Source organism: Streptomyces sp. NPDC052682 (assembly GCF_040678435.1).
Classification (GTDB): domain Bacteria; phylum Actinomycetota; class Actinomycetes; order Streptomycetales; family Streptomycetaceae; genus Streptomyces.
Window position 1 is genome coordinate 395,528 of record NZ_JBFATS010000002.1, and the last position, 22,486, is coordinate 418,013.

Sequence of the window (22,486 nt, forward strand, 5' to 3'; positions counted from 1 at the left end):
CCGAGGGTGTCGTACGTCGCGGAGGGTCCCCGTCACCGGTTCGAGCGAAGATCGCGGCAAGCGACCGCGCGGTTTCGTGAGTGAAACGTGCAGGCATGATGGTCGGCGCGTGACGAACGCCCGGTCGGCGGCGGCCTGTTGGGCCTGTCGCCGATTCGCTGGCGCACAGGCGGTTCGTCGTGGCGGGATGTGTTCGCAACGGGGTTGCGGGGCCTAGAAGTTGCAGACGGATAACGCCACGTAACCTGAGGTCGGTGAGGCCGGACGCACCTTGAGGGGCTTATGTGCGGCTGATACGGTGCGATGGCTTGACACTCGCCGCTGCGCTGGCCATTCGCCCAGGTCGGTCGGGTACGTCCGGCGCGTCCGGTGCGTCGCCGCACGGGCGGACGCGGATGAAGTGTCCTGATTCACAAGCAAAGTGACGGACTTATCTTGGGTGTACGGGGAGCGGTTGCGTGAAGATCCAAGAGCGTACGGGGGCGGGCGCGGGTCGTTCCGCCGCTCCGGCTCAGCCGTCGGTCGGTGACCGGCTTCCCACCCCGCCCCGCGAGCGCAAACCGGCGCTGGCCGCGCTGGCCGTGCTGCTGATTCTGGTCGGCGCGCTGGGTGCCACCATGCTCGTGCTGCAGGCGGGGGACCGGATCGAGGTCGTCAAGGTCACCAAGGAGATCCAGGCCGGAGAGTCCGTCGACGACAGCGACGTGACCTCCGTGATGGTCGCCGCCGATGACAGCATCAACTACGTCAAGTGGACGCAGCTGGACACGCTCAAGACCCTGAAGGCCAGGACGACGATCTACAAGGACACCGTCGTCATGGGGCAGATGTTCGGCAAGAAGACCGAACTGCCCGCCGGGAAGGCCGCCGTCGGTCTCTCCCTCAAGGAGGGCCAGTACCCGGCGGACATCAAGCCCGGTGACGTCGTGTCCGCCTACCGCGTGGGCACCAACGGCTCGGGCAACTCCGACAGCGCGGGCTCCGGATCCGGCAGCTCGTCCTCCTCCGGCGGCGCGCTGGTCGACACCGCCCGGGTCAGCGGCGTCAGCGACGACAGCGACGCGACCGTGAGCACCGGCAATCTCTCGCTCACTGTCCTCGTCGACCAGGCCGACGCGGCCGCGCTCGCCTCCGCGGCGGCCGCCGGTCAGGTCGCCATCGTGCACGTCCCCGGCAACTAGAAGGCGGCAGCACACCCATGGCGCTCATCGCTCTCGCCGCCGACAAGGGTTCCCCCGGCGTCACCACCGCGGCCGTCGCCCTCTCGGCGGTCTGGCCGCGGCGCGTCCTGCTCGCCGAGACGGACCCGGCGGGCGGTGACCTCGTCTACCGCAGTGCCGCAGCGCACGGCGGACCGCTCAACCCCAACACCGGGATGCTGTCCATAGCGGCAACCGCCCGGCGCGGGCTCGTGCCCGACCAGCTGTGGGACCACGTCCAGCCGCTCAGCGGCGGGCTGGAGGTGCTGGTCGGGCTCGGTATCGCCGAGCAGGCCGCGGGTCTGGCCGGGCTGTGGCCGACCCTCGGCCACGCCTTCGCCGCGCTCGCCGACTCCCCGCACGCGCCCGCCGACGTCATCGCCGACTGCGGCCGCATCAGCGGGGACACCCCGGCCGTGGAACTGTTCCCGCACGCGGCCCTCGTCCTGCTCGTCTCCCGTACCGAACCGGAGGCGATCGCGCGCGTCCGCGACCGCGCCGCCGCCCTCGCGACCAAACTGCACGGCGGCCCGCGCGGCGCCGCGAGCCTGGCCACCCCGCTCATCGGCGTTGTCCTGATCGCCGACCCGGGCACCGCCGGCAAGCTCGCGTCCCAGGTCAACGACATGCTCGTGCACGCCCAGACCGGTGCCCGGGTCGTCGGCACCCTCGCCGACGACCCCGCAGGCGCCGAACAGCTCGCCGGCCGCAGGCGCGGCCGCCTCGACAAGTCGCTGCTCATCCGCTCCGCCCGCAAGGTCGCCGCCGACCTCTACCAGCAGTACGGCGCCGCCTGGGCGGTGTCCGCACCCGCCCAGCAAGCCCATCACGGGCAGGTCAACAGCGGGCTGAACGCTCAGGCGGCCGGCCAGACGAACGGACAGCCCCACGGCCCGGCGCCGCACGGCCAGGCGGGGGCCGGCGCATGACCGCTGTCGACCACCAGCTGGTCAAGCGGTTCCGCCAGGAGGCCGGCGACCGTATCGCCGAGCAGCGCCGCTTGGACCAGGTCAACGGCGTCACGCCGATGTCCACCGAGGACGAGCGGCAGTACGCCCGTGCCGTCATCGCCCAGATCCTGGAGGAGTACGCCCGCGCCGAGATCAACGCAGGGCGTACGCCGCTGGACGCCGAGACCGAGGAGCAGTACGCCGCCGCCGTGCACGCGGCCCTGTTCGGCGTCGGCCGGCTCCAGCCGCTGCTGGACGACCCCGAGGTCGAGAACATCGACATCAACGGCTGCGACCAGGTCTTCGTCGGCTACTCCGACGGGCGCGAGGTGCGTGGTGAACCCGTCGCCGACTCCGACGAGGAGCTCATCGAGCTCATCCAGGTGCTCGGCGCGTACTCGGGTCTGTCGTCCCGGCCCTTCGACTCCGCCAACCCCCAGCTGGACCTGCGGCTGCCGGACGGTTCGCGTCTGTCGGCGGTCATGGACGTCGCCAAGCGGCCCGCGCTGTCCATCCGCCGGGCCCGCATGGGCAAGGTGTTCATCTCCGACCTCGTCGGCAACGGCACGCTCACCCCGGAGTTGGGGCACTTCCTGGCCTGCGCCGTCCGGGCCCGCAAGAACATCATGATCGCGGGCGCCACCAACGCCGGTAAGACGACGCTGCTGCGGGCCCTCGCCAACGAGATCCCCCCGCACGAGCGGCTCATCACCGTCGAGCGGGCACTGGAACTCGGGCTCGACACCTTCCCCGACCTGCACCCGAACGTCGTGGCCTTCGAGGAGCGCCTCCCCAACTCCGAGGGCCAGGGCGCCATTTCCATGGCGGAGCTGGTGCGCCGTTCGCTGCGTATGAACCCCTCCCGGGTCATCGTCGGCGAGGTGCTCGGCGACGAGATCGTGACCATGCTCAACGCGATGTCGCAGGGCAACGACGGGTCGCTGTCCACGATCCACGCCAACAGCTCCCACGAGGTCTTCAACCGCATCTCCACGTACGCGTTGCAAGCGGCGGAGCGGCTGCCCATCGAGGCCAGCCAGATGCTCATCGCGGGCGCGGTCAACTTCGTCGTCTTCATCCAGCGGCGCAACAACTACCAGAGCGGCGGCCGCCTCCAGCGCATGGTCACCTCCGTTCGCGAGGTCAACGGCGTCGACGGACGCGTGCTGTCCAGCGAGGTGTTCGCCGAGACGCCCGACGGCCGGGTCGTGCCGCACGCCCCCATAGCCTGCCTGGAGGACCTGATGGCACACGGCTACCGGCCCAGCGGAACGTGGGGGTGACCCGGTGACCACGACGCCTGCCGCCCTGGGCTCGCTGGGCTCCATGGGCGGACTGTTCTCCACCACGGTCCTGTACGCCCTCGCCTGCGGCCTCGCCGTCGGCGGCGGGCTCGCCCTGCTCGTCGTCGCCGTACGCGGACTGCCCGCCAAGCCCGAGCACGAGAAGCAGAAGGCGAGCCGGCGGGCGGGCGAGCTCATCCGGTTCGCCGGGCAGCGCGGCTCGCTCGCGGCGATCGTCGGCCTGGCCGTCCTGCTGCTGACCCGCTGGGCGGTGGCCGGCATCGCGGCCGCCGTCCTCGTCTTCTTCTGGGACCGCCTCTTCGGCGGCGCCGCCGAGGAACGCGCCGCGATGCGCCGCGTGGAGGCACTGGCCTCCTGGACCGAGTCGCTGCGCGACACCATCGCCGGCGCGGTCGGCCTCGAGCAGGCCATCCCCGCCTCCGCCCGGGCGGCGGCCCCCGTTCTGCGTCCCCACCTCGACGCGCTCGTCGACCGGCTGCGCGCCCGCAGCCCGCTGCCCGACGCACTCCAGCAACTGGCCGACGAGATCGACGACGCCTCCGCCGACATCATCGTCGCCGCGCTCATCCTCAACGCCCGGCTGCGCGGCCCCGGTCTGCGCCAAGTGCTGGGCGCCCTCGCCAAGTCGGCCCGCGAAGAGGTCGACATGCGCCAGCGCGTGATGGCCCAGCGGGCCTCCACCCGCCGCTCGGTGCAGATCGTCGTGGCGGTCTCGATCGCCTTCGTGCTCGGCCTGTCCATCTTCAACCGGGACTTCGTCGAGCCGTACGGCACGGCCGTCGGCCAGCTCGTCCTGGCCTGCGTCTGCGGCCTGTTCGCGCTCGGCTTCTGGTGGCTGCGCAAGCTGTCCACCATCGAGACGCCCGAACGCTTCCTGGTGCGCGACGAGACGGCCGTCCAGTTCGTCCGTCCCCGGACCCCGGCCCAGCCGGTCCGGCAGGAAGAGGGGGTTCGCCGGTGAACAGCCTGACGATGCCGATCCTCGTCGGCGCGGTCATCGGCCTCGGCGTCTACGTCCTCGTACGCGCGCTGCTGCCCACCAAGCGCAGCCCGATCGCGCAGGTCGCCCGGATCGACGCGATGCGGGCGCGCGGAGCGGCGTACGAGTCGGCGCGCTCGACGCAGGACACCGGCCGGTTCGGCTCGCTGCGGTCTCAGGTCGGCGCCCGGGTGGCCGAGTTCTATCTCCAGCAGGGCTGGGAACAGCGCTCGCTGCGCGCCGACCTCGCGGTGCTGGAGCGCAGCTGGGAGAACTTCCTCGCGACGAAGGTGCTGCTGGGCGCGGCCGGCCTGTTCTTCGGTCCGTTCCTGTTCGCGGTGGTGTGGACGCTGGGCCTCGGCCGCAGCCCGATCATCCCGGTGTGGCTGGCGCTGCTGTGCGCGGCGGTCTTCTTCTTCCTGCCCGACCTCGAGGTACGCCGGGACGCCGCCGACAAGCGCCGCGACCTGCGCCGGGTCATCGGCGCGTACCTGGACCTGGTGTCGATGAGCCTGGCCGGTGGCCGGGGCCTGCCCGAGGCCCTGATGGCGGCGGCCGAGGTGTCCGACGGCTGGGCCAACCAGCGCATCAAGAACGCCCTGGCGGACGCCCGTATCACCGGCGTCAGCCAGTGGCAGGCGCTGGGGGCGCTCGGTGAGGAGCTGGGCGTGGAGGAGCTCAAGGACCTGTCGGCCTCCCTCGCCCTGGTGGCGGACGACGGCGCCAAGGTCCGCGAGTCGCTGGCCTCGCGCGCCGAGACCATGCGGCACCGCGAACTCGCCGAGATCGAGGGCAGCGCGGGCGAGAAGTCCCAGTCCATGCTCGTGGCGCAGCTGCTGCTGTGCGCCGGGTTCCTGGTGTTCCTGATCTTTCCGGCGGCGATGCGGGTGTTCCAGGTGCAGTGAGCCGGTCTTCAGAACAGAACTCCAGAACTTCCGTGAACCGATTCGGAGAGGACAACGCGTCATGAACGGACGTACTCGTAGCTTCCACACCGGAATCCCCGCCGTCGACTTCCTGGTCACCTTCCTCCAGGCCCGCATCGAGCGGGCCCGCTCCGGCGAGCTGGACCGCGGCGCGTCCGCCGTCGAGTGGGTCATCATCTCGGCGGTGGTCGTGGCGATCGTCGGTGTCGTCGCCGCGATCATCAACGCCGCGCTGAGCGAGGGCGCCAACAAGGTCGGCGACTGCATCAAGGGTGCGGACGCGGGCAAGACCTGCTGACCGTACGGACTGGTGCAACGGGGATGTCGGTGCGCGTACATCGCTGGGTACGCCGCAGGGTGGAGGCCGCGCGGAAGGCGGCGGCCACCCGCGGTGACTCCGGCATGACCGCGATCGAGTTCGTGCTGCTCACGCCCGTCCTCTTCTTCATGATCTTCGCGACGGTGCAGTTCGCGCTGTACTTCTTCGCCGACCACGTCGCCCAGGCGGCGGCCCAGGCCGGTGCCCGCAAGGCGCGTGCCATGGCGGACGAGCAGCCGGGCGCGTGGCGCGGCGAGGCGCGGGACGTGGTGGACAGCTACATCCGCCAACTGGGCCCGCAGCTGGTGCTGTCGCCGGACGTGCGGATGGTGCAGCCGGAGCAGAACACTGTCGGCGTGGAGATCACGGCCCGGATCCCGACGGTCTTCCCGGGGCTGGACCTGACGGTGCACGCGCAGTCGGCGGGGCCGGTGGAACGGTTCGTACGGGACGAGGGGAACTAGGTGCGTTTCTTCTCTCTCCTGCGGGAGGGCCGGGCGTTGCTGCGGGAGGCCCGGGCGGACGACCGGGGCCTGTCCACGGTCGAGGTCGTCATCCTCGCCCCGGTGATGATCCTCTTCATCCTGGTCCTGGTGGCCTTCGGGCAACTGGTGGACGGCCGCGGCGCGCTGGACGGCGCCGCCCGGGACGCGGCCCGCGCGGGCTCCATCCAGAAGGACCACGCCACGGCTATGGCCGAGGCGCGCAAGGCCGCCGAGGCCGACCTGGAGGACGTCTGCTCGGGCCCGGTGTCGATCGTCCAGACCAGCCAGGGCTTCGCACCGGACACCCTGTTCACGGTCGAGGTCAGCTGCCAGGTGCGGGGCCTGGCCATGCTCGGCCTGGACGTCCCGACGCGGCTGACGGCGAGCTTCAGCTCGCCGCTGGACCCGTTCCGGAGGGCGGCGTGAGCGTGCGCGCATGGTGGGCCTCGCGCCGGGCGGCGCTGGACGACCGCGGGTCGGGGGCCGGCGCGGTCATCATCTTCGCGCTGGTGTTCCTCTCCCTGTCCGCGTTCGTGATCGACGGCGGCCTGTCCATCTCCAAGCGGGAGCGCGCCGCCGACATCGCGGAACAGGCGGCCCGTTACGCCGCCCAGGACATCGACCGCGAGGCCCTCTACGACAACGTCGGCGGCCCGGCGCCCATCAACTTCCAGAACTGCGACGCCCGCGTGAAGGCCTTCGCCCAGGAGATGGAGATGTCCGGCCCGGACATCGCGGCGACCCACTGCGTGACGGCGAACGCCCAGCAGGTCCAGGTCGAGGTCCAGCTGACCTACTCGCCGGTGTTCACCGGCATGTTCTTCGGCGGGGACGTGGTGGTGCACGGGCGGGCGGTGGCGGAGAACGAGGTGGGGTGAGTCCGCCGCCGCGAGCCACGCAGTTCCCTCCCTCACGGCCCTGTCCCCCACATCGGAGGTACCCCGATGCGCATGGGCGCGACAGCCACGGCGACGCTTGCGGCAGCACTGCTGCTGTCCGCCTGCGGCGCCGCGCGGCCGGACCGGTGACCCGAAGAAGGACGCCGTGCTGGCCGACAACGAGCGGCGCATCAACTCCATCGACGAGGCGATCACCGTCGACGCCCCGAAGCACCCCGCCCTGACGTTCTACTCCAAGGACGACGCCCTGACGTCGGCGACCGCCGCGGTCACCTACTGCATGGACGCCACGCAGACCTACCCGAAGGACCGGGGCGGAGGCCGCCAAGAGGTGCAGGTGGTGCGCCGTACGACTGTGCTGCATGTCGTCACCGCGTCGGCGCTGGCCCTGGCGGCCCTGGCTTCCGTACCGGGTACGGCCATGGCCGGGGGCGGACGAGGCGGCGGGGAGAAAGGCGGCTAGGAGGGTGACGCGAAGGGCTCCGGGCGCCTGCGACAAACCCCCCTTCTGGGTCGACGAGGGCGACACCCCCGACGAGCCCCTCGCCGTCACTCCGCGGGTCCTCACCGAGTACGCCTACGACGAACTGCCCGTCCCCGGCACCCGGATCGAGACGGCGCCGACGGGCACGTCGACGGTCAACCTGCCTCAAGGAGCTGTCGGTGACGGCGAGTCTGCCCGGTACGGGCCTGTCGGCGACCACCACCGCCGAACCGGTCTCCCTGCACATCGACCCGGGCACGGCCGACGCCCGGACCTACCCCGCCTCGGGCGACTGCCGGATCGACGGCGACGGCAGCATCGGCGAGCCGTACGCGCGGGGCAAGACCGGCCGGATTCCGCCCTGCGGCGTCAGCTGCCTCCGCTCGACCGGCGAGAACGGCTCCTCCTACGTACCGGCGAGGGCGACAACCTGCCCGACGGTACGTTCGGCACCACGCAGGACGTGACGGTCCGGGAGATCCAGTCGGTGAACCGCTGACGGGAACATTCCAGGGACCTGCACACCGTTCACCAAGTGGTCGTACACAGACCAGGTGGCAAGGGAAATCCCGTCCCGGAAAGCAGCCGGCCACCACGCCGAGGCGCACCGGAACGCCAGGTCGTGTGAAGAAATACGCCCGATCGGTGACCGTGTTTCCACACTGGTGAATTCGGCGGACGCGCCAGGTGCCACCAGGCGATCGGGCAAGTGGCCGCCTTTTCTCCCGCGTGCTTTGATCGGTGGGCGCAGTCGCCGGTCATGCATCCCGGGTTCCGGGAACGGGTGAACTCCGCCGTCATCGTGAGTTGTTGAAATGAAGGGAAAGGCGCGCCATGAACCTCGTGCCCCAGGTCGAAACGACCGAGATGTCCGACGCTGACCTGGACAGCATCGCCGGCGGCCAGGGGGGCGGCGGCACGGGCGCCGTCGTCGACGCCGGCGCGGCCGGCGCGGCCGGCCTCTACGTCGAGGCCGGGCCCCTCTGCGTCGGTGCCGGAGCCGGTGTCGCCGTGTCGCCGGCGGGCGTTGCGGCGGACGTGCACGCCCACGCCGGCCTGCACTGACCGGACGCGTACCGCACGGCCCCGGATCGACCCCCCGATCCGGGGCCGCACGCTATTCCTTCCCGCCTTCCCCGCCCTTCTGGCTTTTTCCGCCCTTCCCACCCCTCTTGTCCTCGGTCTTCATCGCGTCGTTGACCTTCTTGGCGAGTTCGTCGTCGAGCTTGCTGAATTCACGGACGACGGCGTCGGACATGTCGGCGAGGGCGTCGAGTTGCTGGGTGATGTCCTCGCGGCCGTCCTCCCAGTTGGACTCGAACTCGTCGAGGGCGTCATTGACGCTGCCGTCCCCGATGTCGTCCTTGTAGGACTCGAAGAGCTTCTTGGTGTGGTTCAGCCGTGTCTTGATGGACCGCAGCCGCCGCCCGAACCCTTCCAGCTCGCTCAGCGGAAGCGCGAGGTCGCTCTTGCCCTTGCCCATACGGAAAGTCCCCCAGCAACTCGGATCGGACCACGTCCCAGACGAACGGGCTGGCACCCGAGACGAGCACGACCTGGTCGGTGGCGTCAGGGCGATGCTTCCGGGAACGTATCAGCCCCGGCAAGAAAGGTAGACGGTTGGGAAGGGCATGGCATCCGACCACGACTGGCGCACCGGTGAGGGTCTTTCGGGTATCGACGATCCGGCCGAGGTGGACGCCGCCTTCGCGCGTGGTGAGAGGTGTCTCGGTACGGCCGTGATCGGGCTGGCGTACACCTGCCCGCCGGAGGTGTCCTCGCCGCGCTCCGCGCGGAGGGGTACGGCGGTGCCGCCGAGGACGCCATCGACGACACCCTGACGTTCGTGCCGTTCCGGAAGCTTCCGCGGTGGTTCAAGTGGCGATGGCTGGTCGCCACGGTGCGGGACGCGGTGCAGGGCTGGTGGTTCCGGGTCGCCGATGTGGCCGCGGATGCCTGGGGCGTGTGGCACCGGAGCCGTGACTGAACTGCGTTGCCGCGAGCCCGGGGCACATCGACGCTGTCCCTACGAGTCCATAAGATCTCTGTAGGCTCAGCACACCCCTTTCCTCACTGGCCTCACCCACTCGCTCCACCACACGACCAGGACACCCGCCATGCCGCGACGCCGCACCCCCAGCTCGTCAAGCTCGACGGGAAGCACCACGGCACATGCGACGGCTGCTCCGAGGAACCGGACGCCGCAGCCCGTGCGGATGCGGCGGCGTTCGTTCGGGGACTTCGTCAAGGCGTTCCTGGCGTTCGTGGCGCTGCTCGTGCTGCTGGTCGGGGTGCCGTTCGCGCTGGCCACGCAGATCGGGTGGCCGCTGCCGAGCGGGGCGCCGAGTCTGGACTGGCTCCAGCGGCCCATCACCGTCGACACCTTCCTCAACACCCTGACCGTCGTCGTCTGGTTCGCCTGGGCCCAGTTCACCGCCTGTGTGCTGGTGGAGATGAAGGCCGCGCTGTCGGGGGTCGGCGTGCCGGGGCGGGTGCCCGGTGCCGGGCCCAGCCAGCTTCTCGCCCGGCAGCTCGTCGCCGCACTGCTGCTCGTCGGCGCCACCGCCGCCAGCTTCGCCCCGGGCCTGTCGCAGCTCGGGCAGGGCGGTTACGACGCGCACCACAAGCCGGCCGCTGCCGCCGCCCAGCAGACCCCGGGCCTGTTCGCCCAGCAGCAGGAGCAGGCCGCGAGCACCGCCGCCGCTCTCGCCGAGCAGGCCGCGCACGCCGCCTCCCCTGCCGACGCGGGCAGCACGGCCAAGAAGGGCGCCACGAAGTACTACCGGATCCAGCCGCCCGAGGGTCGGCACCACGACTCCCTGTGGGAGATCGCCGAGCGGCACCTCGGTGACGGGCGCCGGTACAAGGAGATCTTCGAGCTCAACAAGGACCGTATCCAGCCCGACGGTTCCAAGCTGTCCGAGGCCAGCCTCATCCGGCCCGGCTGGATCATGGAGATGCCGGGCGACGCGCGCGGCGGCGAGCTCGTCGAGATGCCCGACGAGGCACCCCACGTCTCGCCCGAGGTGCAGCAGCAGATCCACGACTACGCCGGCACGGGAGACCACGCGCAGGGCGGTGGCGGCGCCGGGAGCGGTGACCACGCCCAGGGCGCCGGTCACGAGCAGGCCGGTGGGGGCGCCTCGCACGACCAGGGCGCCTCCCACGTGTCCCTTCCACAGCAGCGGCCCGCCCCCGACACCGGCCACCAGCACGCCACGGCCCAGCACGGCGAGTCGCACTCTTTCGGGCTGCCCGAAGCCCTGCTCGCCGCCCCGCTGCTCGCCGCCGGGCTGCTCGGCGCTCTCGGGCACCGGCGCCGGCAGGCGCTGTGGCAGTCGGCGCTGGGCTCGTTCGGCGGCGGCCGGCGCGGGATGGAGCCGCCCAGGCCGACCGGCGACGCCCAGGACGTGCAGGACGCGCTGCTGGTCGGCGCCGACCCGGAGGGCGTCCGCCTGCTCGACCGGTCACTGCGCGGGCTGGCCGCCGCCCTGGCCGCCGAGTCGCGGCCGCTGCCGACGGTGTACGCGGCCTGGCTCAGCGGCAACGGCGACCTGCACCTCCAGCTCGCCCAGCCCGCCGGGAAGCCCCCCGCGCCCTGGCAGCTCGGGCAGGACCAGACGTTCTGGATGCTGACGAAGAACGACGCAGAGCGGTACGAGGACGTCGACACCGCCGCGCCCTACCCGGGCCTCGTCAGCCTCGGCACGATGGACGACTCGCGGCTGCTGCTCAACCTGGAAGCCGTGCCGGGCATCGTGTCCCTCAGCGGCCGGGAGGCCGACCGGGCCGCCGTGTTCGCCTCCGTCGCCGCCGAGTTGGCGACCAACGGCTGGTCGGACCGCATGACCATCACGCTCGTCGGTTTCGGGCAGGACCTCACCCCGCTCGCGCCCAACCGGATCCGCCACCTGGAGGACGTCGAGGCGCTCGTCGAGACCATGGAGGCCGAGACGCGCCAGCGGCGCGGCGCCCTGGGGGCCGCTGGGCACGACTCCGTCCTCACCGGGCGTACCGGCCCCGCCCAGCACACCCGTTGGGCCCCGCACCTGGTCCTGCTCGCCGCCCAGCCGTCCGCCGAGGACGCCGTCAAGCTCGCCGAACTCGCCGCCGACGCGAGCCGCCTCGGCATCGGCTACCTCGTCGGCACCGAGACCGGCGACCTGCCCGGCGCGGCCTGGGAGATGGAGATCACCGGCGAGGGCAAGCTGCGCGCCCCGCTCCTCGGGCTCGAGCTCGACGCCCAACTGCTGCCCGCCGCCCAGCAGCGGGCCGTGGTCGAGCTGTTCGTCCAGGCCGACCCCGACCAGGGACCCGACGGTGGCCCCGCCACCACCCCGCCGTTCCTCGTCGACATCAGCGAGCAGGGGCGGCCCGCGGTGTACGCGCGTCTGGTCGGGCCGTACGAGATCATCGGCCTGGACACCCCGGACGGGGAGCGCAGCGCGCTGCTGCACGAGGCCCTCGCCCTGCTCCTGCTGCACCGCGAGGGCGTGCACCCGCGCGTGCTGGCCTCCGCGCTGTGGCCGCGCGGTGTCACCGACGACGTACGCGACGCCCTGATCGAGCGGCTGCGGACCTGGCTCGGCACCGACCCGGACGGCACCCCCCGGCTCGGCACGGACCCCTCCGGCCGGCTCACTCTCGCCACGTCGGTCGTCTCCGACCTGGACGTACTGCGCTCGCTGTACTACGAAGCCACCCAGGGCAAGGGCGTCCACAGCCGGGCGGTACGCGGGCGGCTGCTCACCGACGCGCTGGTGCTGGTGCGCGGGCCGCTGCTCGCCGACCGGCCCCAGGGGCGCTACCGGTGGCTCACCCACGAGATCATCGACGCCCAACTGCCGCTGCTGGTCGCGGACACCGGGCTCGCGCTCGCCGAGTTCCACATGGAGAAGGACCGGGCCGAGAAGGCGATCGAGGCGCTCAACGCGGCGCTGCGCACCGCACCGGCCGACGAGCGCCTGTGGAACGAACTGCTGCGCGCCACCCACGCCACGGGGGACGCCGGCCGGCTCCGTGCCCTCGCCGCCGACCTCATCGGCCGCAGCGGGGCACGCGGTCTGCCGCCGCGGACCGAGGCGCTCCTCGACGAGCTGCTGCCCACCTGGCGCGACGGCACCGCGGCCGCGGGATGAGCGGCGTGGCGGGGCCGAGTGGCGTGGCGGGACCGAAAGGGTGTTGTGGCCCCGCGCTGTGTGATGTGGCCGAGTGCTGTCTCGTGGGCGAGGCGCGGGGCAAGCCCGAGCTGTGCGGCAGGCCTCAGCGGTGTGGCACGTGCGAGCCGTGTGCCGGCGTCGAGCAGCGTGACGTGGGCGAGCCGTGCTCCACGGCCGGGCGGCGTCGCCGGCCCCACCCCCGCCGCAGCGCCGAGCTCCCCGCGATGAGCCGCGCCCGATGAGCGACCTCCTGCTGATCGTCGCCGCCGCACTGTGGGGTGCGGCGGCGGGCGCGCTGCTGCCCCGTGCCGCCTACCGGTTCTCCGCCCCGCCGGGGGAGCCGTGGCGGGACGCGTGCCCGGGCGGGCATCCCGTGCGGGGGTGGCTGGGGCGGGCCCGGTGCGGTGCGTGTCCCGGGGCCGGATCCTCGTACGGCCCCCGCGCCCTGCCGCTCGTCACCTCCACCGCCCTGGTCTGCGCCCTGCTCGCCGCCGCCACCGGTACCCGGCCCGAGCTCGGTGTCTGGCTGCTGCTGGCCCCCGTCGGTGTGCTGCTGACGGTCGTCGACTTCCGGGTGCGGCGGCTGCCCGACCCCCTCACCCTCCCGCTCGCCGGCGCCGCGCTCGCCCTGCTCGGGATAGTCGCGCTCCTGCCCGAGCACGCCGGCGTGTGGACGACCGCCCTGCTGGGCGCCCTCGTCCTCGGCGCCGGCTACTGCGTGCTGTTCCTCGTCAACCCCGCCGGCATGGGCTTCGGTGATGTGAAACTCGCCCTGGGCGCCGGGGCCGTGCTCGGCTGGTACGGCTGGCCGACGGTGATGCTCGGCACGTTCGCCGGGTTCCTGCTGGGGGCGCTGTACGGCGGTGCCCTCGTCGTCGCGCGCAAGGCCGGGCGCAAGACGGCCATCCCCTTCGGGCCGTTCCTGATCGGCGGCGCGTATCTCGGGCTTCTGGTGGGGGCGTTCGCGACATGAGCGTGCCGTTGGCCGGCCTCGCCGCAACCGCCCTGCGGCTGGGACAGCCGCCCGCCGCCGGGCCGGGCCTGCCCCTCGTCGCCGACGTGTGGACGGACGGCGACCTCGGGTTCGTGCTGCTGCTGCACCGCAGGGGCGACGGGTTCTTGGCGGAGGAGCTGTACTGCTCCGTGCGCGGGGAGGGCGGGGAGTGGGACCGCCCGGACCACCTCGGCGGGAGCGTCCTCGGTCTGGAGGTCACGGACCCCTCGGCGGTCGCGGACGCGCTCGCCGGGGTGCCGATGGCCGTGGTCACCGCGTCCGAGTCCCTGGTGTACACCGGGCGGGGCGAGGAGGCGGAACCGGTCCGCGTGTGGGCGCTCCTGGTGGGCGGCGACGCGGACGCCGTCGAGGTCGAGCGGTTCGCGCCCGGGGCCCCGGCACGCTCCGTGCGGCAGGCGCCCGGCCCCCTGGTGCTCGTCGTGCTGCTGCCCGGCGAACGCGCCCGCGTCCGCGCCCTGCGCCGGGGGAGCCCGTGCCCCGGCGAGCCGCTGGAGTTCCGCGGCCCGCAGCGGTGACCGCGCGTCGGCCCGGGAAAAGGGCTGGCGTAGGCTGGTTCGGTCCGTCCACAGCCCTGACGAATCCAGCGAAAGGGACGCCGGTGACCGAGAAGGCCGACCTTCAGCCCGTCCTCGACCGTGCCGCCGCCGGTGGGCGGATCACCCCCGAAGAAGCCCTCGACCTCTACCGCCACGCGCCGCTGCACGCGCTGGGCGCCGCCGCCGACGCCGTCCGCAGGCGCCGGTACGCGGGCACCGAGCACATCGCGACGTACATCATCGAGCGCAACATCAACTACACCAACGTGTGCGTCACGGCGTGCAAGTTCTGCGCCTTCTACGCCCCGCCCAAGAGCGACAAGGGCTGGACCCGCGACCTGGACGACATCCTGCGCCGGTGCGCGGAGACCGTCGAACTCGGCGGTACGCAGATCATGTTCCAGGGCGGTCACCACCCGGACTTCGGCGTCGAGTACTACGAGAAGCACTTCTCGGCCATCAAGAAGGAGTTCCCGCAGCTCGTCATCCACAGCCTGGGGGCGAGCGAGGTCGAGCACATGGCGCGGATCTCCGGCGTCAGCGTCGAGGAGGCCATCACCCGCATCCGCGACGCCGGGCTGGACTCCTTCGCCGGGGCGGGCGCCGAGCTGCTGCCCGAGCGGCCCCGCAAGGCCATCGCGCCGCTGAAGGAGTCCGGCGAGCGCTGGCTGGAGATCATGGAGACCGCGCACCGGCTGGGCGTGGAGTCCACCTCCACCATGCTGATGGGCACCGGCGAGACCAACGCCGAGCGCATCGAGCACCTGCGGATGATCCGGGACGTCCAGGACCGTACGGGCGGCTTCCGCGCCTTCATCCCGTACACCTACCAGCCCGAGAACAACCACCTGAAGGGCCGCACGCAGGCCACCCTCTTCGAGTACCTGCGGATGATCGCGATCGCCCGGCTCTTCCTCGACAACGTGGCGCACATCCAGGGCTCCTGGCTGACGACCGGCAAGGAGGTCGGCCAGCTGTCCCTGCACTACGGCGCCGACGACCTCGGCTCGATCATGCTGGAGGAGAACGTGGTGTCCTCGGCCGGGGCCAGGCACCGCTCCAACCGCCTGGAGATCATCGACCTGATCCGCAAGGCCGGACGCGTCCCCGCCCAGCGGTCGACCACGTACGAGCACCTCGTCGTGCACGACGACCCCGCCCACGACCCCGTCGACGACCGCGTGGCCTCCCACATCTCGTCCACGGCCATCGACGGCGGCACCGCGCACCCCGAGCTGAAGCTGCTCGCGTCCAACTGACCCGCCCGTGCCGACGCTCACCGCCGACGACCTGACGTACCAGACGTACCCGTGCTGACGCTGCACGCCGACTCCCGGGGCCGGGCGCTCGCCGTCGAGGGCGCCCGGATCGCCGGCACCGGCCGCCTCGAGGACCTCGCCGCCGCGCACCCGCACGCGCGCGTGCGGACCTGGCCCGGCATCCTCACGCCGGGGATCGTCACCCCCTACGGCACCGAGCTGCTGGAGGAGGCCTACCACCCCGATCCGCGCGAGGCCGACGAGCTGGGCACCGAGCCGCTGACCGGCGACGCGCTGACCGCGCTCGCCCCGGACGACGCCCGGTGGGGCGCGAGCGCCCGGCGCGGGATCCAGCGGATGCTGGCCCACGGCACGGTCGCGGCGGCCTGCGAGGAACTGCGCAACCGCGCCGTCCGGGACGCCGTGCACCGCTCCGGCCTGGGCGTCGTGCGCCGGCTCGGGCGGCCCGCCGGTGTCCCCGCGCTCGACCCGTACGCCTCCGGCGGGCCCGTCACGTTCGCGCCGGAGCGGGAGCGCGGGTCCGCGGCCCGGTTCGCCGTGTTCGACGTACGGGACGAGGCGGAACTGGCCGAGCGCGGAGCCGGCACCTGCGTGGCGACGGTGCTGGACGGCCGGCTGGTGTTCCGGCGCCGATAGAGCGTCGGCAGCGCGTCGGCAGCGCGTCGGCAGCGCATCGGTGGAGCTGCGGTGGCGCGCCCGTCAGGCGCCCGCTCAGCCGGAGAACGCCGTCGCGAACGCCCCCGGCTTCTGCGTCACCCCGCTGCAGTCGGTGGCCGGGTCGTCCGCCGAGGCGTTGCCCTTCTCGCACGGCCGGTCCCGGAACGCCGACCACATCGACACCCAGCCGATCCCCTTCTGCCGGGCGAAGGCGGCCACCTGGGAGGCGTCCTGGAGCGTGAACGTCTCGCCGTCGACGTCGTTCACCCCGATCATCGAGGTCAGCGCCATGCCCCGCCAGGCACGCGCGTCCGAGGTGCCGAACACCTTCTTAAGCTGGGAGTGCGCGGCCCGGGCCGCCGCCAGGGCGTAGTCGCCCATGTCACCGGTGTACGACTCGCCGTAGTTCATCGTCATGAGGTTGACGGTGGAGACCCGCACGCCGTGGTCGTTGGCGGACGCCAGCAGCGCCAGGCCGTCGGCGTCCAGACCGGAGGGCATCACCGGCAGCGTGAAGGACACCTCCAGGCCGTCGCGCTCCCGCTGCACCAGCGCGATCGCCTCCGAGCGCAGGGCGACCGAGTGGGCGTCGGTCAGTTCGTCGCCCTCGATGTCGAAGTCGGCCTGCGTGGAGCCGGCCGCGTCCAGCGCCGCGCCGTAGGCCTCCGCAAGTTCGGACGCGGTGTCGCAGGCCGCCGCGAGTTCCTTGCCGAAGGCCCCGCCGAAGGAGACCCGGACCGTGGCGCCGTCCTTCTTCAGCCGGGCCACACGGGAGGCCACCTCCGCGTGGGTGAGGGCACGCGTGCCGTTCCATTCCGGCGTGCAGTCGTCGCCGCCCGCTGTCACGAACGCCAGGTTGTACGTGGTGGGGGAGCCCGCGGTGTCGGTCACGGAGGCCGTGGTGGCACTGACGTACGGGGCGTACGCGGGGGCGGACGGTGCGGTGGAGCCGGTGGCGGGCGCGGGGGACGCGTCCGGCGCCGGGCCGGAGGACGTCGCGCATCCCGTCAGGGCCAGGGCCAGCAGACAGCCGAGCCCGGCCGCCGATGTACCGGAGAACCTTTCCATGGGGGCCAACCCTTTCACCGCCGGACGGCCACCCGCCGATGTTCTGGCCACACAGACAGACCCTAATCCCCCTGAGAACGCGGTCAGCCGGGTCCTCGTCGCCGTGTTCGTGCCGCTGTGCGGGTGGGTGGCGGACGTGGCGGCGCGCAGGATGCTGCAAGAATGGGCCCGTGACCCGCGCATCCCTGGACAAGCAGCCGCACGAAGTCGCCTCGATGTTCGACGACGTGGCGGAACGGTACGACCTGACCAACGACGTGCTGTCCCTGGGACAGACCCGGCTGTGGCGCAGGGAGGTCGCGAAGGCGGTCGACGCCCGCCCCGCGCAGAAGGTGCTGGACCTGGCCGCCGGTACGGCGACCTCCTCGCTGCCCTTCGCCCGCACCGGCGCGTACGTCGTGCCCTGCGACTTCTCCCTCGGCATGCTCCAGGTCGGCAAGCGGCGGCACACCTGGCTGCCGTTCACCGCGGGCGACGCGACCCGGCTGCCGTTCCAGGACGACGTCTTCGACGCCGTCACCATCTCCTTCGGGCTGCGCAACGTACAGGACACGGACGCCGCGCTGCGCGAGATGCACCGGGTGACCCGGCCCGGCGGGCGGATCGTGATCTGCGAGTTCTCCCACCCGACGTGGGCGCCGTTCCGCACCGTCTACACCGAGTACCTGATGCGCGCGCTGCCGCCGGTCGCGCGCGCCGTCTCCTCCAACCCCGACGCGTACGTCTACCTCGCCGAGTCCATCCGCGCCTGGCCCGACCAGCCCGCCCTCGCCGAGCGGCTGCGCAAGGCCGGCTGGACGAAGGTGGCCTGGCGGAACCTGACCGGCGGGGTGGTGGCCCTGCACCGGGGCTTCAAGGAGAGCTGAGCCGGTTCAGAACGAGCCGAGGACCGCGTACGACGGGTCCTCCGGCTCGCCCAGTTCCCGCCGGAGCCCGCCACCGGGCGGCCCGTCCACGCGCGGCTCCCGTACGCCTCCGCCGCCCTCCCCCTCGCCGAAGTCGAACCACACGTAGACCATCGAGTCCCGCGGCACCTCCGCGCCGGGCTGCGGGTACTGCCGTACGACGTAGTCGACGACGGCGTGGTGGACGTCGGGCCGGTCCGGTGCGCTGAGGGCGAGGCCCTGGGTGCGGGCGGCCTCCCGGGCGTCCACGGCCATCAGACTGACCAGACGCGGTACGCGCACTTCGGGTGTCTTGCGGTTGATGTGCACAGATGTCACCCCCAGCGGTACAGGCAGGGTAACTCCGGGCCAGGGCCGACCGGAAGCGTCGCGTCGCTGTCTGTGACAGTCGATTACTGTCCGCTACAGGTCGAGTCGGTAGCAGTGCCCCAGCCGCCGCGAGAGCGGTGCGGTGAAGGTCTCGGCCAGGCGCATGCCGAGCCGCTGCGTGACCGCGACCGACCTCGTGTTGTCCGCGGCCACCATCGCCACCACGCTCTCCACACCGGCCGCCCGCACCCGCTCCAGCGTCTGGAGCGCGGCCGCGGTGACGTACCCCTTGCCCCAGGACTCCCGCGCGAGCCGCCAGCCGATCTCGACCTCGCCCACGGGACCCCAGTCGTACTCCCACGGCTGGGCGCCGGTGAAGCCGATGACCCGGTCCTGCTCGTCGAGCATCGTCCACAGGCAGAAGCCGCGTTCGGCGTCGTGCCGGCGCTGGCGGGCGGTGAGCTCCTCGTACACCGACAGCTCCGCGGCCCGGCCGCCCTGGTGCTCCATGACGTCCGGGTGGGCGAAGATCCGGTGCCAGGCGACGGCGTCCTCGTCGGTGGGGACACGCAGCCGTACTGCGGGGAGAGCTCGGTTCACGGGGCAGCCCTTCAGCCGGTGATCGGTGACGCTGAATAGACTGCCCATGTCCAGTGCCGGTCGGCACGCAGATTTCGAACTTGGGGAGATCCCGCCGTGACCGTCGTGACCGAGCCCCTCTCCGAGAACACCGCCGATGTGATCGTCGTGGGCGCGGGGCCGGCCGGCTCCACCACCGCCTACCACCTGGCCAAGGCCGGGCTCGACGTCCTGCTGCTGGAGAAGACCGAGTTCCCCCGGGAGAAGGTCTGCGGCGACGGGCTCACCCCCCGTGCGGTCAAGCAGCTCGTGGCGATGGGCATCGACATCTCCGAAGAGGCCGGCTGGCTGCGCAACAAGGGCCTGAGGATCATCGGCGGCGGCGTCCGGCTCCAGCTGGACTGGCCCGACCTCGCCTCCTTCCCCGACTACGGCCTGGTCCGCAAGCGCGACGACTTCGACGAGCAACTGGCCCGCCAGGCCCAGAAGGCGGGCGCCCGCCTCTTCGAGCGGTGCAACGTCTCCGGCCCCGTGGTCGACGACCGCACCGGCCGCATCACCGGCGTCACCGCCAAGCTCGGCGAGGACAAGCGCGAGGTCACCTTCCACGCCCCGCTGGTGGTGGCCGCCGACGGCAACTCCACCCGTCTGTCCCTGGCGATGGGCCTGCACCGCCGCGAGGACCGCCCGATGGGCGTCGCGGTCCGTACGTACTTCACCTCCCCGCGCCACGACGACGACTACCTGGAGTCCTGGCTGGAGCTGTGGGACCGCCGCGGCCCCCAGGACCGGCTGCTGCCCGGCTACGGCTGGATCTTCGGCATGGGCGACGGCACGTCCAACGTCGGCCTGGGCGTGCTGAACACCTCCGACTCCTTCAAGGAACTGGACTGGCGCGAGGTGCTCAAGGCCTGGTGCGCCTCCATGCCCGAGGACTGGGGTTACACCCCGGAGAACATGACCGGGCCCATTCGCGGAGCGGCTCTGCCCATGGCCTTCAACCGGCAGCCGCACTACACCCGCGGGCTGCTCCTCGTGGGCGACGCCGGCGGTCTGGTGAACCCCTTCAACGGCGAGGGCATCGCCTACGCCATGGAGTCCGGCCAGCTCGCCGCCGACGTCATCGTCCAGGCCCACGCCCGGGCGACCCCGGCCCAGCGCGAGACGGCCCTGCAGCGTTACCCGCGCGTGCTGAAGGACACCTACGGCGGCTACTACACGCTCGGCCGCGCCTTCGTGAAGCTCATCGGCAACCCCAAGGTCATGCAGATCGCCGCGCAGCGCGGCCTGACCCACCCGCTGCTGATGAAGTTCACCCTCAAGCTGCTCGCCAACCTCACCGACCCGACGGGCGGCGACGTGATGGACCGCATCATCAACGGCCTGAGCAAGGTGGCCCCGAAGGCCTGATGCGCCACCTGGCACCGAAAGGGCCGCAGCCGGCGAGCGGCTGCGGCCCTTCACGTCTTGATGTCCGGTCCGTACGGGGCGGGCCGGCGGTGTCTCAGAGCACCCGCACGGCGCCGGTCGGCGGGTCGTACGACAGCGGCTTCTCGGCGACGCCCGTGGAGGGGTTCTGCGCGCCGACGAACATGCCGTCACCGACGTAGACCGCCACGTGGTACGCGCTGCCCGCGCTGCCCCAGTACAGGATGTCACCGGGCTGGAGGTTGCTCAGCGACACCTGCGTGCCGGCGGTCGACTGGTCCTGCGAGACGCGCGGCAGGCTGATGCCCACCTGCTTGAACGCGGCCTGCACCAGACCGGAGCAGTCGTAGGCGGACGGGCCGGTGGCACCGGACACATAGGCCTTGCCGACCTGCGCCTTCACGAAGGCGACCACAGCGGCGGCCGAACCCGTCGCCGTGGACGTGCTCGTGGAGACGTCGGCGCTCGCGGACGCGGTCAGGGTGGGCCGTTCGGCGTCGCGTGCGGCCCGCTCGGCCCGCTCGGCGGCGGCCCGGCGGGCGGCCTCGGCGGCCTTCTTCTTGGCCTCGGCCTTCTTCTTGGCCTCGGCGAGGTCCGCCTTGGCCTCCTTGGCGGCCTGGGCGGCAGCCGCGTCACGCTCGGCCTCGAGCTGGTAGTTCGCGGCGGCCAGTTCCGTGGCCGTCGCGGACTCGGCGACCTGGGCCGACAGGTCGGCCGTCAGGGTGGGCAGTTCCAGGGTCTGCGTCACCGGCTCGGCGGCACTGGCCGAACCCGATGCCCCAGCCACTGCCAGAGTGCTGAGGACGCCACCGGCAACTCCGGCGCGCATCGCGATTTTGGACGCGCTGCGGCGGGGCTTCCGGTGGCTGCGTATGTGAGCGGTGTGGGACATGGGAACAACCGGTACCAGGGGCTCCTTCATATCTTCAAGAAACGTGTGCTGCGCCACATTTACTCAATCAGACCCCCGAATCCCGCCCGCCTCGGCCTTTATTGACGCCGTAACGGACATAGCGGACGCGACGTAACCGGGCCGTGATCTCGGGGTTTGATCAATTCGCCCGAATTGCCCCGCCACTACCACTGGTTGGCGCGATTGGCCAAGCCTCCCTGTCGAGGACCCTGGGCGGGTGTGGCGGAGGTCACGGAACGGTTACCGGAGTGCCCGCGTCCGTCGCGCGGGATCACGGCAAGATCACGGCCTCGCGAAGATCGTGAAACCGTGCACGCGTCCACAGTCGTCCCGCACCCCACCCCGGGGTGTGAACGCGCCCCTCTATCAAGAGATCAAGTCCGGCGCCACTTTGCATGCAAGGGAACCCTCTTGATATGGAGACGACCCGCTCGGCCCGCTCTGACGAGCCAAAATGTCACCTTTGGTGATCGCATGAACGCTTCGCGTACCAAGATCGGCGCTCATCCGACTTCATGATCGATCGTCAGGTGGTGGAGATCACAAAGCTTGTGCAATACCCCGTGTCGCAGATCACAGAGCGACAGGCATAAGATGCACGCGGTTGGGCTTGTGACCTGCTTCACATGTTCCCGATCTTCGCCGGGGCGGGCGGGGTTCGCGGGACTGCCGGGGCTGGTGAGCTCGACACAACCGCCAGCAGTCAGTGCCGACTGAGAGGAGCGAGGAGCGGTGAACGCGTATGCGCCCATCCTCGTACTGGGAGCCCTCGGGGCAGGCTTTGCGATCTTCTCCGTGGTGATGGCCACGCTGATCGGTCCGAAGCGGTACAACCGCGCCAAGCTCGAGGCCTACGAGTGCGGTATCGAGCCGACCCCCACGCCGGCCGGCGGCGGGCGCTTCCCGATCAAGTACTACCTGACGGCGATGCTCTTCATCGTCTTCGACATCGAGATCGTCTTCCTCTACCCCTGGGCCGTCACCTTCGACGCCCTGGGGATTTTCGGGCTCGTGGAGATGCTGCTCTTCGTGCTCACCGTCTTCGTCGCGTACGCGTACGTGTGGCGGCGCGGCGGCCTGGAATGGGACTGA

At 71.8% G+C, this 22,486-nt stretch carries 25 protein-coding genes and 1 pseudogene; 21 read left to right on the top strand and 5 right to left on the bottom strand.

Annotation, left to right across the window (positions count from 1 at the left end; genetic code table 11):
* The first annotated feature begins 458 nt into the window (after positions 1 to 458).
* From AB0K80_RS04285 to AB0K80_RS04340, 12 genes and pseudogenes are all read left to right on the top strand, one after another.
* A complete protein-coding gene (locus AB0K80_RS04285) occupies positions 459 to 1,181 on the top strand; it encodes a hypothetical protein (protein ID WP_365665635.1) in 723 nt (240 codons plus the stop codon).
* 17 nt (positions 1,182 to 1,198) lie between these two features.
* On the top strand, positions 1,199 to 2,128 hold the full coding sequence (locus AB0K80_RS04290; RefSeq protein ID WP_365665637.1) for a hypothetical protein: 930 nt from the start codon (positions 1,199 to 1,201) through the stop codon (positions 2,126 to 2,128).
* Entirely contained in the window at positions 2,125 to 3,432 is a 1,308-nt protein-coding gene (locus tag AB0K80_RS04295) for an ATPase, T2SS/T4P/T4SS family (protein WP_365665639.1), read from the top strand. The genes AB0K80_RS04290 and AB0K80_RS04295 overlap by 4 nt, the downstream gene beginning before the upstream one ends.
* 43 nt (positions 3,433 to 3,475) lie before the next feature.
* Positions 3,476 to 4,414 (top strand): type II secretion system F family protein, encoded by a 939-nt coding sequence (locus AB0K80_RS04300; RefSeq protein ID WP_365665851.1) that lies wholly within the window; start codon positions 3,476 to 3,478, stop codon positions 4,412 to 4,414.
* Between the two features lie 11 nt (positions 4,415 to 4,425).
* Positions 4,426 to 5,337, top strand: coding sequence for a type II secretion system F family protein (locus tag AB0K80_RS04305; RefSeq protein ID WP_365665853.1), 912 nt, complete (start codon positions 4,426 to 4,428; stop codon positions 5,335 to 5,337).
* Positions 5,338 to 5,398: 61 nt separating this feature from the next.
* Complete coding sequence (locus AB0K80_RS04310; protein WP_365665640.1) at positions 5,399 to 5,656, top strand: hypothetical protein; 258 nt, start codon at positions 5,399 to 5,401, stop codon at positions 5,654 to 5,656.
* A 23-nt stretch (positions 5,657 to 5,679) separates the two neighbouring features.
* A complete protein-coding gene (locus tag AB0K80_RS04315) occupies positions 5,680 to 6,141 on the top strand; it encodes a TadE family protein (RefSeq protein ID WP_365665642.1) in 462 nt (153 codons plus the stop codon).
* Positions 6,142 to 6,588 carry a TadE/TadG family type IV pilus assembly protein gene (locus AB0K80_RS04320; RefSeq protein ID WP_365665643.1) on the top strand — a complete coding sequence of 149 codons (447 nt, stop codon included), beginning with the start codon at positions 6,142 to 6,144 and terminating at the stop codon, positions 6,586 to 6,588.
* On the top strand, positions 6,585 to 7,040 hold the full coding sequence (locus AB0K80_RS04325) for a pilus assembly protein TadG-related protein (protein ID WP_365665645.1): 456 nt from the start codon (positions 6,585 to 6,587) through the stop codon (positions 7,038 to 7,040). Before AB0K80_RS04320 ends, AB0K80_RS04325 begins: the two co-directional genes overlap by 4 nt.
* Positions 7,041 to 7,206: 166 nt before the next feature.
* Positions 7,207 to 7,524 carry a hypothetical protein gene (locus tag AB0K80_RS04330; protein ID WP_365665647.1) on the top strand — a complete coding sequence of 106 codons (318 nt, stop codon included), beginning with the start codon at positions 7,207 to 7,209 and terminating at the stop codon, positions 7,522 to 7,524.
* A 25-nt stretch (positions 7,525 to 7,549) separates the two neighbouring features.
* Positions 7,550 to 8,044: pseudogene (locus AB0K80_RS04335) on the top strand (hypothetical protein); the annotation flags it as partial.
* Between the two features lie 335 nt (positions 8,045 to 8,379).
* Positions 8,380 to 8,610 carry a hypothetical protein gene (locus AB0K80_RS04340; protein WP_365665649.1) on the top strand — a complete coding sequence of 77 codons (231 nt, stop codon included), beginning with the start codon at positions 8,380 to 8,382 and terminating at the stop codon, positions 8,608 to 8,610.
* 52 nt (positions 8,611 to 8,662) lie between these two features.
* Here AB0K80_RS04340 and AB0K80_RS04345 read toward each other — a convergent pair whose 3' ends face one another.
* The gene (locus AB0K80_RS04345; RefSeq protein ID WP_365665650.1) at positions 8,663 to 9,028 is read right to left on the bottom strand and encodes a hypothetical protein; all 366 of its coding nucleotides are present in this window, start codon (positions 9,026 to 9,028) and stop codon (positions 8,663 to 8,665) included.
* A gap of 240 nt (positions 9,029 to 9,268) precedes the next feature.
* On the opposite strand from AB0K80_RS04345, the gene AB0K80_RS04350 reads away from it, so the two are divergent.
* The 6 genes from AB0K80_RS04350 to AB0K80_RS04375 all read left to right on the top strand — a co-directional run bounded on the left by AB0K80_RS04350 (position 9,269) and on the right by AB0K80_RS04375 (position 16,171).
* Positions 9,269 to 9,532 carry a hypothetical protein gene (locus AB0K80_RS04350; RefSeq protein WP_365665652.1) on the top strand — a complete coding sequence of 88 codons (264 nt, stop codon included), beginning with the start codon at positions 9,269 to 9,271 and terminating at the stop codon, positions 9,530 to 9,532.
* Positions 9,533 to 9,761: 229 nt separating this feature from the next.
* Entirely contained in the window at positions 9,762 to 12,683 is a 2,922-nt protein-coding gene (locus AB0K80_RS04355; RefSeq protein WP_365665654.1) for a BTAD domain-containing putative transcriptional regulator, read from the top strand.
* Positions 12,684 to 12,942: 259 nt separating this feature from the next.
* Positions 12,943 to 13,677, top strand: coding sequence for an A24 family peptidase (locus AB0K80_RS04360; protein ID WP_365665656.1), 735 nt, complete (start codon positions 12,943 to 12,945; stop codon positions 13,675 to 13,677).
* Positions 13,674 to 14,234 carry a hypothetical protein gene (locus tag AB0K80_RS04365; protein WP_365665657.1) on the top strand — a complete coding sequence of 187 codons (561 nt, stop codon included), beginning with the start codon at positions 13,674 to 13,676 and terminating at the stop codon, positions 14,232 to 14,234. The genes AB0K80_RS04360 and AB0K80_RS04365 overlap by 4 nt, the downstream gene beginning before the upstream one ends.
* An 83-nt stretch (positions 14,235 to 14,317) precedes the next feature.
* Complete coding sequence (gene mqnC / locus AB0K80_RS04370) at positions 14,318 to 15,514, top strand: cyclic dehypoxanthinyl futalosine synthase (protein WP_365665659.1); 1,197 nt, start codon at positions 14,318 to 14,320, stop codon at positions 15,512 to 15,514.
* 51 nt (positions 15,515 to 15,565) lie between these two features.
* Entirely contained in the window at positions 15,566 to 16,171 is a 606-nt protein-coding gene (locus AB0K80_RS04375; protein ID WP_365665661.1) for a hypothetical protein, read from the top strand.
* 75 nt (positions 16,172 to 16,246) lie between these two features.
* On the opposite strand, the gene AB0K80_RS04380 is transcribed toward AB0K80_RS04375, so the two are convergent.
* Positions 16,247 to 17,260 carry a chitinase gene (locus tag AB0K80_RS04380; protein WP_365665662.1) on the bottom strand — a complete coding sequence of 338 codons (1,014 nt, stop codon included), beginning with the start codon at positions 17,258 to 17,260 and terminating at the stop codon, positions 16,247 to 16,249.
* A gap of 170 nt (positions 17,261 to 17,430) precedes the next feature.
* On the opposite strand from AB0K80_RS04380, the gene AB0K80_RS04385 reads away from it, so the two are divergent.
* On the top strand, positions 17,431 to 18,126 hold the full coding sequence (locus AB0K80_RS04385; protein WP_365665664.1) for a demethylmenaquinone methyltransferase: 696 nt from the start codon (positions 17,431 to 17,433) through the stop codon (positions 18,124 to 18,126).
* 6 nt (positions 18,127 to 18,132) lie between these two features.
* On the opposite strand, the gene AB0K80_RS04390 is transcribed toward AB0K80_RS04385, so the two are convergent.
* Both AB0K80_RS04390 and AB0K80_RS04395 read right to left on the bottom strand, forming a co-directional pair.
* Positions 18,133 to 18,447, bottom strand: a complete 315-nt coding sequence (locus AB0K80_RS04390) for a PASTA domain-containing protein (protein WP_365665666.1) — start codon at positions 18,445 to 18,447, stop codon at positions 18,133 to 18,135.
* A gap of 120 nt (positions 18,448 to 18,567) precedes the next feature.
* Positions 18,568 to 19,074: a GNAT family N-acetyltransferase gene (locus AB0K80_RS04395; protein WP_365665668.1), complete on the bottom strand. Its 507-nt coding sequence runs from the start codon at positions 19,072 to 19,074 to the stop codon at positions 18,568 to 18,570.
* A 96-nt stretch (positions 19,075 to 19,170) separates the two neighbouring features.
* Here AB0K80_RS04395 and AB0K80_RS04400 point away from each other — a divergent pair, with 96 nt between their 5' ends.
* Complete coding sequence (locus AB0K80_RS04400) at positions 19,171 to 20,463, top strand: geranylgeranyl reductase family protein (protein ID WP_365665670.1); 1,293 nt, start codon at positions 19,171 to 19,173, stop codon at positions 20,461 to 20,463.
* A gap of 94 nt (positions 20,464 to 20,557) precedes the next feature.
* On the opposite strand, the gene AB0K80_RS04405 is transcribed toward AB0K80_RS04400, so the two are convergent.
* Complete coding sequence (locus AB0K80_RS04405) at positions 20,558 to 21,373, bottom strand: C40 family peptidase (protein WP_365665672.1); 816 nt, start codon at positions 21,371 to 21,373, stop codon at positions 20,558 to 20,560.
* Between the two features lie 753 nt (positions 21,374 to 22,126).
* On the opposite strand from AB0K80_RS04405, the gene AB0K80_RS04410 reads away from it, so the two are divergent.
* Entirely contained in the window at positions 22,127 to 22,486 is a 360-nt protein-coding gene (locus tag AB0K80_RS04410; protein WP_003992243.1) for an NADH-quinone oxidoreductase subunit A, read from the top strand.

What these genes read in the sequence shown, in the direction of transcription:
- AB0K80_RS04345 (WP_365665650.1), bottom strand. Translation starts at nt 9,028, where the DNA reads ATGGGCAAGGGCAAGAGCGACCTCGCGCTTCCGCTGAGCGAGCTGGAA.
- AB0K80_RS04365 (WP_365665657.1), top strand. Translation starts at nt 13,674, where the DNA reads ATGAGCGTGCCGTTGGCCGGCCTCGCCGCAACCGCCCTGCGGCTGGGA.
- AB0K80_RS04305 (WP_365665853.1), top strand. Translation starts at nt 4,426, where the DNA reads ATGCCGATCCTCGTCGGCGCGGTCATCGGCCTCGGCGTCTACGTCCTC.
- AB0K80_RS04340 (WP_365665649.1), top strand. Translation starts at nt 8,380, where the DNA reads ATGAACCTCGTGCCCCAGGTCGAAACGACCGAGATGTCCGACGCTGAC.
- AB0K80_RS04380 (WP_365665662.1), bottom strand. Translation starts at nt 17,260, where the DNA reads ATGGAAAGGTTCTCCGGTACATCGGCGGCCGGGCTCGGCTGTCTGCTG.
- AB0K80_RS04405 (WP_365665672.1), bottom strand. Translation starts at nt 21,373, where the DNA reads ATGTCCCACACCGCTCACATACGCAGCCACCGGAAGCCCCGCCGCAGC.
- AB0K80_RS04290 (WP_365665637.1), top strand. Translation starts at nt 1,199, where the DNA reads ATGGCGCTCATCGCTCTCGCCGCCGACAAGGGTTCCCCCGGCGTCACC.
- AB0K80_RS04315 (WP_365665642.1), top strand. Translation starts at nt 5,680, where the DNA reads ATGTCGGTGCGCGTACATCGCTGGGTACGCCGCAGGGTGGAGGCCGCG.
- AB0K80_RS04300 (WP_365665851.1), top strand. Translation starts at nt 3,476, where the DNA reads ATGGGCGGACTGTTCTCCACCACGGTCCTGTACGCCCTCGCCTGCGGC.
- AB0K80_RS04310 (WP_365665640.1), top strand. Translation starts at nt 5,399, where the DNA reads ATGAACGGACGTACTCGTAGCTTCCACACCGGAATCCCCGCCGTCGAC.
- AB0K80_RS04360 (WP_365665656.1), top strand. Translation starts at nt 12,943, where the DNA reads ATGAGCGACCTCCTGCTGATCGTCGCCGCCGCACTGTGGGGTGCGGCG.
- AB0K80_RS04355 (WP_365665654.1), top strand. Translation starts at nt 9,762, where the DNA reads ATGCGGCGGCGTTCGTTCGGGGACTTCGTCAAGGCGTTCCTGGCGTTC.
- AB0K80_RS04295 (WP_365665639.1), top strand. Translation starts at nt 2,125, where the DNA reads ATGACCGCTGTCGACCACCAGCTGGTCAAGCGGTTCCGCCAGGAGGCC.